The sequence below is a fragment of the Lysinibacillus composti genome (assembly GCF_016908465.1).
Classification (GTDB): domain Bacteria; phylum Bacillota; class Bacilli; order Bacillales_A; family Planococcaceae; genus Ureibacillus; species Ureibacillus composti_A.
Window position 1 is genome coordinate 1 of sequence record NZ_JAFBDY010000008.1, and the last position, 13,509, is coordinate 13,509.

General features: G+C 35.8%; 14 protein-coding genes. 2 read left to right on the forward strand and 12 right to left on the reverse strand.

Features of this window, described 5'->3' with window-relative positions; genetic code table 11:
• Positions 1 to 203 precede the first annotated feature (203 nt).
• Positions 204 to 881 (reverse strand): YneB family resolvase-like protein, encoded by a 678-nt coding sequence (locus JOD29_RS10235; protein ID WP_124764597.1) that lies wholly within the window; start codon positions 879 to 881, stop codon positions 204 to 206.
• Positions 868 to 1,206 (reverse strand): cell division suppressor protein YneA, encoded by a 339-nt coding sequence (yneA, locus tag JOD29_RS10240; RefSeq protein WP_124764599.1) that lies wholly within the window; start codon positions 1,204 to 1,206, stop codon positions 868 to 870. Before yneA ends, JOD29_RS10235 begins: the two co-directional genes overlap by 14 nt.
• A 168-nt stretch (positions 1,207 to 1,374) precedes the next feature.
• Here yneA and lexA point away from each other — a divergent pair, with 168 nt between their 5' ends.
• Entirely contained in the window at positions 1,375 to 1,995 is a 621-nt protein-coding gene (lexA, locus tag JOD29_RS10245) for a transcriptional repressor LexA (protein ID WP_124764601.1), read from the forward strand.
• 228 nt (positions 1,996 to 2,223) lie between these two features.
• Here the strand turns inward: lexA and JOD29_RS10250 are convergent, their stop codons facing one another.
• From JOD29_RS10250 to JOD29_RS10295, 10 genes are all read right to left on the reverse strand, one after another.
• Positions 2,224 to 2,946 (reverse strand): gamma-glutamyl-gamma-aminobutyrate hydrolase family protein, encoded by a 723-nt coding sequence (locus tag JOD29_RS10250; RefSeq protein WP_124764603.1) that lies wholly within the window; start codon positions 2,944 to 2,946, stop codon positions 2,224 to 2,226.
• Between the two features lie 112 nt (positions 2,947 to 3,058).
• Positions 3,059 to 3,814 (reverse strand): prepilin peptidase, encoded by a 756-nt coding sequence (locus JOD29_RS10255; RefSeq protein ID WP_124764605.1) that lies wholly within the window; start codon positions 3,812 to 3,814, stop codon positions 3,059 to 3,061.
• A 51-nt stretch (positions 3,815 to 3,865) separates the two neighbouring features.
• Positions 3,866 to 4,582: a potassium transporter gene (locus JOD29_RS10260; protein ID WP_239585664.1), complete on the reverse strand. Its 717-nt coding sequence runs from the start codon at positions 4,580 to 4,582 to the stop codon at positions 3,866 to 3,868.
• On the reverse strand, positions 4,582 to 5,169 hold the full coding sequence (locus JOD29_RS10265; RefSeq protein WP_124764609.1) for a PilN domain-containing protein: 588 nt from the start codon (positions 5,167 to 5,169) through the stop codon (positions 4,582 to 4,584). Before JOD29_RS10265 ends, JOD29_RS10260 begins: the two co-directional genes overlap by 1 nt.
• Positions 5,166 to 6,143 carry a type IV pilus biogenesis protein PilM gene (gene pilM, locus JOD29_RS10270; RefSeq protein ID WP_124764611.1) on the reverse strand — a complete coding sequence of 326 codons (978 nt, stop codon included), beginning with the start codon at positions 6,141 to 6,143 and terminating at the stop codon, positions 5,166 to 5,168. Before pilM ends, JOD29_RS10265 begins: the two co-directional genes overlap by 4 nt.
• 298 nt (positions 6,144 to 6,441) lie before the next feature.
• A complete protein-coding gene (locus JOD29_RS10275) occupies positions 6,442 to 6,939 on the reverse strand; it encodes a prepilin-type N-terminal cleavage/methylation domain-containing protein (protein WP_420844553.1) in 498 nt (165 codons plus the stop codon).
• Between the two features lie 34 nt (positions 6,940 to 6,973).
• On the reverse strand, positions 6,974 to 8,179 hold the full coding sequence (locus tag JOD29_RS10280) for a type II secretion system F family protein (RefSeq protein WP_124764613.1): 1,206 nt from the start codon (positions 8,177 to 8,179) through the stop codon (positions 6,974 to 6,976).
• Positions 8,176 to 9,222: a type IV pilus twitching motility protein PilT gene (locus JOD29_RS10285; RefSeq protein ID WP_124764615.1), complete on the reverse strand. Its 1,047-nt coding sequence runs from the start codon at positions 9,220 to 9,222 to the stop codon at positions 8,176 to 8,178. Before JOD29_RS10285 ends, JOD29_RS10280 begins: the two co-directional genes overlap by 4 nt.
• Before the next feature lie 12 nt (positions 9,223 to 9,234).
• Complete coding sequence (locus tag JOD29_RS10290) at positions 9,235 to 10,902, reverse strand: GspE/PulE family protein (RefSeq protein WP_124764617.1); 1,668 nt, start codon at positions 10,900 to 10,902, stop codon at positions 9,235 to 9,237.
• Positions 10,903 to 10,918: 16 nt separating this feature from the next.
• Positions 10,919 to 12,238 (reverse strand): VanW family protein, encoded by a 1,320-nt coding sequence (locus JOD29_RS10295; RefSeq protein ID WP_124764619.1) that lies wholly within the window; start codon positions 12,236 to 12,238, stop codon positions 10,919 to 10,921.
• Positions 12,239 to 13,013: 775 nt separating this feature from the next.
• Here JOD29_RS10295 and JOD29_RS10300 point away from each other — a divergent pair.
• Positions 13,014 to 13,487: a type IV pilus modification PilV family protein gene (locus JOD29_RS10300; protein ID WP_124764621.1), complete on the forward strand. Its 474-nt coding sequence runs from the start codon at positions 13,014 to 13,016 to the stop codon at positions 13,485 to 13,487.
• Positions 13,488 to 13,509 lie beyond the last annotated feature (22 nt).

The window sequence follows — 13,509 nt, forward strand, 5'->3', positions numbered from 1 at the left end:
GTTTAACAATTTGTATTTTTTCTTCTGCTGTAAATCTGGCCATAAAAACACCCCGTAAAAGTTAGATTTGTGTCTAACTTTTACGGGGCAGTTCATTTTTAAGCAGAGGCTTGAAAAAAGTTATTATACTATTATGACTACATGTTATTGGATTAACTGTGCGTGAACCAATTTTGGAAAACTACTATTTATACACATTAAATCTAGTAAATTTCAGGCAGCTTGTCGAGCTCCTCTATGTATTCTGTATATCTTCGGTGAACTGTCGCTTTACTAACTTGAAATCCTAATCCTCGTAGTGTGGATGCAATCTCCTGAAAAGTAAGCCCTTTATTGCGTAGATTCACAATTTCTTCTATTGGAACTTCAATTCGTTCTCGTCCATCATGATTGCCGCGATTTTTAAGGTTTTCTTGAGGTCGATAACCATTCTCTACAGCTCGTCTCATCCCGCGCTTAATTTTGGCATTATGTAACTTTCGTTGGTATTCCTCTACAAGAGCTAAGATTTCAAGTAACATTGTATCCATTTCATTAAATGTTAATGGTCCCGCATTGTTGAGTGAAAAAACAGTCGTTTCGCTTTTTTGAAGTAAGTGTAAAATGGCCATTCGAGCATTCCCACGTCCTAAACGTGTTTCGTCTTGCACAAATAATGCTTTTACATTTCGTTCTTTTATATAATCTAACATTTCAAGTAAACCATCTCGTTCTACATCATAACCGCTTTGTTGGTCTTGAAAAGTATCTAAAACTCTATACCCCATTTGCTCTGCGTATTTTTGTAATTCTTCCTGTTGTCGAGTAAGTGAAGTTTCTTGTGTATTTTTCTCTGTACTTACTCGACAGTAAATCACTGCATTATTGTTATCTGTTTTCATTTTTGCTCGCTACCTTTACTGAATCATACTCTTCATCATCTGAAGCGATATAAACGTGATCTGTTGAGATTGGAATGACTAACTCTTGTCCTGCCTCAATATTTTCAGTTAATAGATTATTTTCCGCTCTTACTGTTTTAATCCAATCTATATGTGACATTTCACCGCTATAACGTTCTGCTAATGACCAAAGTGTATCTCCGTGTTCGATTTTAATTTCATTATATGCTGTATTTCCGTCATCTGTAATTAGTAAGTATCCAACGATAAATAAAGTAACTCCAAATAAAATGGCAATGTAGTTATTTTTTTGTAACCAATTCATGCTAAAATCCCCTTTTGCGAATATTTGTTCGTATGTATATTTTTAATTTAATACGAACATGTGTTTTTGTCAACTGAATATTCGAACTTATGTTTGCGTTTCTGTTCTATCATTGCTATACTATATGTAACAACACCAGATACATATTCACATAGAGAGGTGAAAGTTTTGAAAAAGTTATCAAAGCGGCAGGAAGATATTTTACTTTTTATTAAAGAAGAAGTTCGTGCAAAAGGCTATCCACCATCTGTCCGTGAAATCGGAGAAGCTGTTGGTCTTGCCTCAAGCTCAACTGTTCACGGACATTTAGCCCGTCTAGAAAGCAAGGGACTAATTCGCCGAGACCCAACAAAACCACGCGCGATTGAAATTTTAGATCAAGAAGAAGACTTGGTACAAAAACAAAATGTCGTACATGTTCCTTTAGTAGGGAAGGTAACTGCTGGTCTACCAATAACAGCGATTGAAAATATTGAAGAGTATTTCCCTCTACCAGATACATATGGAGCGGGCGAAGATCAATTATTTATGTTAGAAGTAATGGGAGAATCCATGATCGAAGCAGGTATTCTCAACGGAGATTACGTTATTGTAAAGCAAGCATCTACTGCAAATAATGGGGAAATTGTTGTAGCCATGACTGAAGATGATGAAGCAACAGTGAAGCGTTTCTTTAAAGAAGCTACACACTTCCGATTACAACCTGAGAATTCCACAATGGACCCAATTCTAGTTGACCGTGTCACGATATTAGGAAAAGTAGTTGGACTTTATCGACAAATACACTAAAATCAATTACGTCTTGACGTAATTGCGTCCGGATTTTGAATTGTGCTTGCACAATTAACTCCTTACAAAATCCGTGACATCCGCCGGAGGCTTATCTTCATTCTACCTTTATTCGGCTCTCCTACTTTATTATCTAAATACATTTCCTACCTCAGTGGGGAGTAATATTCGCATGAAGATATAAAACCTCGCACTATTAAATATTGTGCGAGGTTTACTAAACTATTTTTAATTTACTAGACTGTTCTTTTTCGTACAAACTTCAATGAATTCTTTGAACAGCGTTAGAGAATTAGGATCGCCACCCTGCGCCATTTCTTCTGGATGCCATTGTACGGCAACTCCAAAAGGATAGTCTTTCATTTCAACGGCTTCCACTATTCCATCACTAGACTTAGCAACAACCGTTAAGGTTTCCGCTACATCCTTTATCGCTTGATGATGGAATGAGTTCACTGATATCTTCTCTTTTTTCAACATTAAATACAGTTTGCTTTCTTTTTCGATTTTCACATAGTGTGCCGCTTCTGCTCTACGTGCTAGTTGACTATGTTGTATCGGCACTTTTTCGTATTGCGATTGAATGTCCTGATATAACGTCCCACCCAGACCGACATTTAACAGTTGAATACCACGGCAAATCCCAAATATCGGTAGTTTTCTCTTAACCGCTTCATGCAATAAATACAATTCAACTTTATCACGCTCAATCATTACTTCTCCGAGCTTTGGATGAGGATCTTCGCTAAAAAAATGTGGATGCACATCAACTCCACCTGTAAGTAACAACCCATCCACAATACTAATAATTTTCTCGACATCCCCTTCTACGCCAAAGGGGATGCAGTAAGGAATCCCACCAGCATCTAGTACAGATTCTACATACGCTTCATTAATTACATATCGACCATCACGTGTAGTTGTCATCGTTATCCCAATCACTGGTTTCATAAAACCACCCCCATATTACCTTTTCTATTTTATAATACAATACTCCTACCCATTACTAATATTTCCTAATTTTTCCCTTATATAATAAAAAGCCTAGCAATTGTGCTAAGCTTTAGAGTAAAAGGTTCATATACCAATCAATCATTCGGTGACCATAGAAATAAACGATGATTGCTGCTGCTGCAATTGAGGGGCCAAAAGGAACGGGTGTCTTTCTCCCCTGCCCTTTTGCCTTTAGTACGATGAGCCCTACAACCATTCCAATGACAGAAGCTAAAAATAGAGTTAATAATGTATGTATTGTTCCCAACACCAAGCCAATTAAAAAGAATAGCTTAATATCACCGCCACCCATACCACCTTTTGAAATGATGGCAATTAAGAATAGGATTCCGAATCCAATGACAGCCCCAAGAAGACTATCCCACCATGGTGTTAATGGCGATACCAGGCGACCAATAAGCAAGAATGGTAAAAAGAATAATAGAATTTTATCTGGAATAAGCATGTACGCGATATCTGATACGACAATGATGACAAGTAAAGAGATAAACAAAAGAGCAACAAATAACTCAGGTACAATGCCCAATTGCCATGTAGCAAAGGCGAATAGAAGACCCGTAACCAGTTCAGTCACGCAATAAATCGGGGATATTTTCACCCCACAAGTGCGACATTTTCCTTTTAAAAAAAGGTATGAAAAAACAGGTACAAGATCTAGTGCAGTTAAACGTCGATTGCAGCTTGTACAGTGCGACGGTGGGTTCACAATGGATTCCTTTTTGGGGACTCGTAACCCAACGACGTTAAAAAACGAACCAAAAACAAGGCCGAAAAGTAACGCAAACACTGTATAAACAATCTCCATTTATTAAGCACCTAACCTTTACCTGTTGTAATTTGTAATGTGAATGGAAGGTTATTGTTCACCTTCATAATAGAACGTCGTCACTTGAACGGACGCTGTAGCAACATCCGACGCATCCTCAGCAAATTCATTTTCCTCACCTGGAAGTGAATAGCTGATTGTATCAATGTGCATAACACGTTCTAAGTCTTCAATTTCTTTAATGAATTGTTGTAATCTTGTATAATCTGGTGATTCTATTTCAAGATTAAATGTTATTAGTTTTAGTTCCGGTGGCAAAGACTGTGCTAGAGTTGAAATAGGTACATCTTCTTGAATCGCTTCACCATTTTCAATTGCCTCTGGATCAGTTGTTTCCGTGCCTTCTGTTTCAGTAGATGAAGTCTCTTCTTGAGTTTCAGGTTCGATATAGCCAGACTCAGAAACTAGTGAATCATAATTATTAAAATTAATGGACTGAACATTAGATTCTGTCACATAGGCGATTTCTTCAATATTTAATAATAATCCATCAATTTCACGACTCTGTGGTACCTTTTTACGCAAATTAAAAGTTGTTGGGGTATTTTTAGCTTGGGTATCTTCTAACCCTTTTAACTGCTCTTGATAGGTTGTAATTTCTGACTGTAAGCTGCTAACCGAATTACTTAGCATTTCCGCTTCATCCTTTTTAGGTATCACAACATAATAGTACACAGCAAAAATCAACGTAGCGACTAATGCTGTTAAAAGTAGAACAGCGGAATTTTTACTACTAGAGATTTTCATTATTCAACACCTCCAGTAGCTAAGTATCCTTCATCTATGACCAATGTGAAATTTGCAGTCTGTCTAGGAATGACATTAAAGTCTTTTTCACTTTCAGTAGTGTTCTCAGTACCTAAATCAAAATTTGATACAGATGAAACTTGTACATCTGTAAAGTAACTACTATTTGTAAGACTAGAGATATAGTCTGCCACATCGTTAAGGGTTTCAAAATCTACTGTAATTGAAACACTTTCAGCATCGAAAGAATAACTTCTTAAATACGAATGATTTGTTTGTAACATTTGAATTTCATCAATTAATGGTGTAACAGGATATGAAACAAGCTCAACGAAATCAACAGATTGTTCTAGGGACCCTTGAGTTGTTGAATTCATCCCATCTAGTTGTGATTTCAAATCGTCTCGTTGTGATTGTAACGCTGTTTGCTCTTTCGTTAAAATTACGATATCAGCACGAGCCTGGAAATACTGCCAAGCTAGTAAAGAGAGTAAGAGTAAAGCTGCGATACTTATAATCAAATACACGATCTTGGAACCCGAATCATCCTTGTCGAGATTCGGGATGAGATTAATATCTGGAATCATTTAGCAACCTCCTTTAAAGCAAGCCCTAACAACGATGCATGTTTCGCTTTAAATCCAGGGAAGTGTTCTTGAATCAATGCATCATCAACTACTTTGATGGGAACTGCTAAATTTTCCTCTAAAAGTGAATGTATTTGATGAAGAAGCGGATTATCCCCCATGACGACAATCTCATCGACAGACTTTTCCCCTTTATGTAAAGAGAACCTAAAGAAATTCATGATTCGATCAAGTTCAAGCAATTGATCCGTAATCACCATCCGATAATCTTCCGGCTCCCCATCAAAAGTAAATTCTACTTGTTCGTTGATTTTTTGCTTTCCTCGCCATAAGGCTAAATCCGTGTTTATCGGTTGATAGCGCATAAAATCAACTTGGCCATTGGAATAAATACAAATGGATAATTCGTTAATTAACCAATTGGCAAGTAAATACGTTTTATCCGGTTGAAGAAGTTGTAGATGATCAAGTACACGTAAATTACAAAGTGACCGAATGTCTGCCACAACCGGCTCCATTTTAATATCTAAAAATAAGTGGATAAATTTATTGACCTCTTCAGCGGCAGCAGCAAACATCATCGCTTGCCCGTCCCCTTCTTCCGGGTCATACACATCAATCAGTGGATCCTGGAAAGGTAAATGAACCGAATGGCCAAGTTCCATTTCAACAAATTCTTTTAACTTATCAGAGGTCACATCTGCTGGATGCTCAAATGATTTTAACAGAATAATAGAATCGGGTACAAAGAAACGAACATTTTGTCGTTTCCCTCCCCAATTATGTTGATGCTCTTTAAAAATATCAAACAGCTGCATATCATCAGCCACTACCCCTTCTTCGACAATACTTGGAGGAAGAGGCACTTCAAATACTTTTGCTTGCGCAAAATCAGGGCCCTTCATCACAAGTGCACGAAGTACGTAATCATTTATTTCGATTGATACATGACTTTTTTTCTTAAGGTTGAACATTTGTGAGGGCTCCTTTTTAATAATTTATAAAACATAGTAAAATACTTATTAGGTATTTAGCAAAGTTTGACATTATTAATTATTTATTTTTCTTATACTATTTGATTACTATTAATTAAAACTACTTTATAGTCTTTAGTACATATAAGCGTCTTAAATTAATAAATTATTATTAGTACCGGGGCTTTAATAAAAATAATTTACTGATAAGTTATAGTTTCCATTAAAATTTAGTTTCTCAATGGAACACCTAACCAATTTAATTTAGGTGTTCGATGAAAGACTAACTTAGAAATTGTTACGGAGTAGTTGGAATTGAAATAACTCCTTTTTTTACAGTTGCATCACTTAAATTATCTAAAGTTTTATTTTTATGCGTTGTACCATTTGTGTCTTTAAATGTAATATTAATCGGAGCATCTTTAGGTTTAATTACTGTTACAGTATCAATTTTCCCTAGTGTCTCAACATATCCAGCAGATAGTAACTCCGTACCCTTAACAGTATTATCAGTATCATTTGGATTATCAGTGAAATAAAGATTTGCAGCGTCTAGTATATTAATAGCATCAGCAACTTGTGCTTTTCCTCGAGAATTATCAATAATACTACCAATTGCAGGAATTGCAATCGCTGCAATAATTGCTAATATTACAATCACAGCTAATAATTCAATTAAAGTTAACCCCTTTTCATTACCAAGGCGTTTTTTCAATAAGTTATTAAACATGTTATTTCCCCCATTATATTTATCTTTCTTAAATTTACCAGTTTTTTGTACGGACATTGTTTGCATGTACTCTCACCTCCCTGCAAAACGTCCTCCTTCTCTAAATCTGCTCGTATAAACTAAACATCGGCATCATAATAGCTGCCACAATGAATCCTACTATAACAGCTAAAAATAAAATCATTAAAGGCTCAATTAGCGATTTTAATGTATCAACCGCTCGATCAACTTCCGTTTCATAAAAGTCTGCTATTTTTTCAAGCATGTAATCAAGTGAACCGGTTGACTCTCCTATTGAAGTCATGGAAGTAACTAAAGGTGGGAAGAGCCAACTTTTTTCTAGTGGTGCTGTTAACGTACTTCCTTTTTCCAAGCTTTCTCTGGCTTCAACCATTACTTTGGCAACTACGGGATCTCCCACAACTTTTTCAACAATAACTAATGATTGTAAAATCGGTACTGCACTGCTAAATAATGAAGATAAGGTTCTTGTCATACGCGCGATTGTTGACCTTTGTAATAATGGACCAAGTACTGGCATTTTTAACATCATATAGTGAACTGCATAGTTGAATTCTTTATTACTTTTATACAGAAACTGAAATCCACCTAAAGCAGTAAATATTACGAGAATCACAATCCACCAAAAATCTCTCAACCAGTCACTAATGGCAACAGTAACAATCGTGATCATCGGTAGTTGGGCATCCATTTCTTCAAATGATGAAACAAACGTAGGAACGATATAAACTAATAGAAAGAACACAACTAATATCGTAACGAATAATAATACTGCCGGATATGTTAAGGTCGATTGGACTTTTTTCTTTAAGTTATATTGCTTTTCAAACGTATTGGCGAGACGTTCTAACGTGTCGTCAATATTCCCTGTTGCTTCACCTGATCGCATCATATTACTAAATAGCGCTGGGAACACTTTCGGATGTTTGACGGTTGCATTTGAGAAAGAAAGCCCTGAACGAATATCCTCTTCCACTTCTTCAAGCGCTTTTTTTAACGGTTTATTTTTCGTTTGGCGGGCTAAAATATTTGTGGATTCAACAATCGATACACCAGCTCGAATTAACGTCGCAAATTGTCGGCAATAGATAACAAAATCCTGGTTCTTAACTCCTCCAACAAAATTGAGATCTTTATGCAAGATGCTTTTCGACTCTTCAATTTGACGAGGATTAATGCCCTTTTCCCTTAACTTGGTGATGGCCGCATTTATATTTGCTGCATCAATTGTGCCCTTTTTTGGTGCTCCAGTTTTAGTACGCCCCACATATTTATAAACGGTCAACTGTACTCACCAACGTTCAAGTAAGGTTTGACTTCCTCCATTAACACAATCCCTTTAGATACAAGTTCTGAGATTGAATTTTGTAAAGTATGCATACCAAGTGCACGACTAGTTTGCATCACACTTTGAATTTGATGAACCTTTTCATTTCGAATTAAGTTCGTAACTGCAGGAACAGCAGTTAAAATTTCTGTTGCAGCAACTCGACCTGTTGAATCACGTCTCCGGAATAATCGTTGAGAGATAATCCCCTGTAACACATTAGCTAATTGGATTCGAATTTGCCCTTGCTGATGTGGTGGGAACACGTCAATAATTCGATCAATCGTCGTTGGTGCGCTGGATGTATGCAATGTTGCAAACACTAAATGCCCTGTTTCCGCAGCCGTAATTGCAGTTGAAATCGTATCAAGGTCTCGCATCTCACCTACTAAAATGACGTCTGGATCTTGACGAAGAGACGACCGTAAACCACTGGAGAAATTCTCCGTATCAATTCCAATTTCACGCTGATTCACCATCGATTTTTTATGTGAGTGCAAGTACTCGATTGGATCTTCCAAGGTGATAATATGTTTTGATTTCGTCTCGTTAATATAATTAATCATACTTGCGAGAGTTGTTGATTTACCTGAACCCGTTGGACCTGTTACTAATACGAGTCCTTGAGGTTTATCAGATAATTCGAACAATACTTTCGGCATACTAAGCGACTCAATGGTCGGTATTTTTGACGGTATTAAACGAGCAGCAATCGCGCCCTCATTACGCTGATGATAAGCATTCACACGGAAGCGACATAAATCACCTAGTGAATAATTAAAATCCGTTTCCCCAGTCTGATTAAACTCTTCGACCTTATATGCAGGAATGATTTCTTCAATCATTACCCGAATTAAATCAGGGGTGACAGAAACATCCCCGTATTGTTGTAATCGACCATCAATTCGATATACAGGTGGGATCCCGGTTGTTAAGTGTAAATCGGATGCCTTCTCATCAAATGCTCGTTGCAATAGAGAAGATATTGAAAGTTCGCTCATCACTATCACTTCCTAATCTAACGTTGCTACACGCAATACTTCTTCGGTAGTTGTCATGCCGTCTAATACTTTTAATAGTCCATCTTCGAGTAATGAACGGTATCCTTCACTTTTCATATGGTCGCGGATCACGGAAATACTATGACGTTGTAAAATAAGTTCTTTTAATTTCCGATCAATTGGTAAGATTTCATGAATGGCAAGTCTTCCGCGATACCCAGTATGGCTACATGCAGGACAGCCTCGGCCACGTCTTACCTTTTCTACATGCAGACCAACTGCTTCAAAGATTTCTTTCTCTCTCTGTGTAGCTGAAACAGTTTCTACACAATCACGACAAACACGGCGTACTAACCGTTGTGCCATGACGCCGTTTAATGATGAGGAAATTAAGAACGACTCAATCCCCATATCTTGTAATCTTGAGATAGATTCTACGGCACTATTTGTGTGTAATGTACTTAATACTAAGTGTCCAGTTAGTGACGCCCGAACGGCAATTTCGGCAGTTTCTAAATCTCGAATTTCCCCAATCATGACGATATCCGGATCCTGACGTAAAATTGAACGTAATCCAGCTGCAAAGGTTAGACCAACTTCTTCCTTAACCTGAATTTGATTAATTCCCTCAAGTTGATATTCCACTGGATCTTCTACTGTAATAATATTCACTCCATCATTATTCAGATGAGAGAGTGCTGCATATAAAGTAGAAGATTTACCGGAACCAGTTGGTCCAGTAATCAGTACTATACCATTAGGTTTTGAAATTAGATTTCTGAAAAGCAGTTCATTTGCCTTTGAAAATCCAAGCTTTGAAATATTACCGGCAGCATTACTTAAGTCAAGAATACGCATTACTATTTTCTCACCATAAATGGTTGGTAATGTCGATAGACGAATATCAACGGGTTTAAAGTTCACTGTGGTTTTAATTCGTCCATCTTGCGGAACACGATTTTCTGTAATATTCAAGTTCCCCATGATTTTGACACGGGCTGTCATCATATTTTGCATATGCTTAGGTAATGATCGCTCAGTTCTTAAAATCCCATCTACACGGTAGCGAACTCGGAATTCAGTTTCTTGTGGATCGAAGTGAATATCACTAGCATGTTGAGCTACACCGTTTGCGATGATTTGATTAACAAGACGTACGATTGGTGAATCTTCATCAATAATTTCTTGTTGGGGTTCATTTGTTGGTGAAACCCCTAAGTCGGAAAGTGCGGCTTCCATCGACTCTTGTAAATCGTAATATTTTGTTATCGTACGGTATAAATCGTCTTTAGCAGCAATACTTGTTTCAATCTGACAACCTGTTGCCATTCGAACTTCTTCAATGGCGAAGTAATCCATTGGATCCGCCATGGCAATAAACAATTTATTTTTATCACGTCGAATTGGCATAATTCTTGCACGTTTTGCCAACTCAGCAGGAACTAGTTGCAAAAGTTCCGGCTCAATGGAATATTGATTTAGTTGGATATGAGGTACGCCTAATTGAAATTCGAGAACCTCAATTAATTGTTGTTCGGTTAAGTAATTTTCACGAATTAGGAAATCGCCAAGCTTTTCATCTTGCGTTTTATTTGATAACGCATAGTCAAGCTGTTCATTCGTAATTACTCCGGCTTCAACAAGTAAATCCCCAAGTCGTTTACGCGTTTTTACTTTCAAATCTTTTACCTCCTCTCTACGGAGTCACTAAATTTCCACCTTTATCGTAATAACTTCCTGGTGGTAGCTCATCTTCATCTTTTGGCGCTTCAAGATCTGGAAGGCCATCGCCATCTAAATCAATATCTAAATCTGAATCATTCTTTTTGTTTGTTTTACTCGCTTCATTTGAAGTAGGTGTCGAGCTATTGTCATTTGCTGCTGTGATTGGTTGTCTTGAAGATTTCAACACAATTCGATTCGTTGGAGCATAATAGTCACGAGACACCACTTCTTCTTCAGCACTTCCACTTTCTGAAATCGTTCGATACACTTCAATGCGATAACCTGAATTTCCCTCTTGTATTAACTCTTCTGATCCTATAGGAAGCTCATCTGAATATCGTTCAATAATTCTCGGTTGAATGATTTCTTTTTCTACTTGAACTAGGACCTCTTTCACTTTTTCATCCGAAGTTATTTCTAGTTTCATAGAATTCCCTTCAGTTGAAGTCTTAATTTTTGTCGGATATTCAGATTGATTATAAAACTTTAAATCCTTGTTTGAGTTAATATCAATCGCAGCTTCCATTCCTAATTCTAAGTATGGAGGCACAGATTTTTGTGAATGTCGCTCTAATAGTTCGTATTCCGTTTGTAAGACTGCACTATATAATAAAGAAGCAACGAAATTAATTGCTTCAGAATTAGCAACTGATGTAGCTTCACCTGTATGTTCAAGGAATGAAAAAGAATCTCCTGGGTTTATGACTAAATTATTTAGAGACTCTGAAAGTTCATAAATTCCTGCTGCATCTTCAGGAATTTCTCCAATAGTTAATGCAAGTCTTTCATTTTCGTATAATGTGGAATCATTCACTGTAGCATTTATTTCATGGTCCTTTAAGTAAGACGCTTGTGCTAAAAGCTGGTTATATGTTTCATCTGCATTCCAAGTACCTATACTAGCAATCTCGTTTTTAATTTCATCGTTAGGTAATACTTGTAATGGTAAGTGAACAACACGATCAGATTCCCAGAAAAGGTACCATGGTTTATCTGTTTGTGACTCATAGTTAGAAATTGTTGAGTTGAAATCAAATTCAAGTTTATTAGAATCAATCTCCATTTCAATTGCACCATCTGAAACGAGAATAGGAGTTTTCATCCATTCTTTAACTTCTTTTTGTAAGGCTTTTTCAATCTCTTCCTTATCTAGACCTTTAACATTTACACCAGCAATGGTTGAACCATTCCCCTCATCATCTGCGTATGCGGTTTTTGATTCAGTTGTGGGTAAACAAATATAGGCGAGGAAAACACATATAACTGCTATACCGATTAATTTTATTTTCATCTCGTCAACCCCACATTTTATTATGTATTTAGTTTCTATAATGATTCAATCTTTCAAACTACGACTTATGTATTATAGGCTTAGAATACACAAAAGCATGTAAAATGTATATCCATTTGTAATAGTTGTAATAAATTTTTCAAATATTACCAAATATTATTTCACTTTAAAACAATTTTACTTAACAATAGTACAAAGTATTCACGCAAGTTGTGACAAACTTTTGTACTAAGAATTCGTCTTCTCACTCTCAAAGAATCAAAAGACTAAGTTGTTGAATAAGTTAATCATAATATACAACTTTTTTTTACATCTGTATATAACTTTTTTACCACTATACTTTTAAAATAAATGAAAAAAATTTTTTTATGTGACTTTAGTACAATAAATCTCCATTTGTTGTATAATAAAACCGTTATAGGGTCATCAAACGTAATAATTTAATATCATTCTATATCTACAATTATATTAATATAGCGTAACACAAAATGTAACGAGTAAATTATGGATTTTACAAGATCTTTTCAATTAGCTTATTTGTGTAATATTAAAATTACTGATATTAAGAAGTATATTTGTACTTTTTATCTTTTAACTTAGGAAACTCAAACCTAAAAACAGATGAAAAAATCAAAAATGTTTACTATAAATTATAAAGAGAACTGCTGTTTTGAATTCTTGCGAGCAAGATCACGGGGGTATACAAAAATATTTTTTTATTAGAATTCCTGTATTTTTATATCTATTAAGTTACTATAGTTTTGGGGGTAATTATTTGAGGAAGATACTAAGCAATAATAGAGGAATAACACTTATTGAAGCTGTTGTTTCTTTACTACTTATAACCATTATATTAATTTCTTTTTATGGGATGTTCATACAATCAAAAAAGACCAATTCAAATGCCGAATCAATCTCTGATGCTACATATTTAGCTCAAACTGAAATGGAAAAAATATACGAGTTATCAAAAAATCAATCTATATCAAGTTTAAATTCTACATTCATCACCGGATATTCGTTGACCAGTAATAGAAGTATAAGAGCTTGTGACGATTTGAATCAACTAAACTATAATGAATATACAAGCGAAATTGTTTATGAAAAAACTTTAAACGAAAAATATAAGAGTATTATTATGATAAGGCAGCTTTGTGATTTTGAGAAAAGCACCACTATTTTAATTGATATTATTGATACAAATAATAAAATTAAAGCAACTGTAGAAAACGTTTATGTTTGGAAATAAAAGATTAGGTGGCAATTATTCG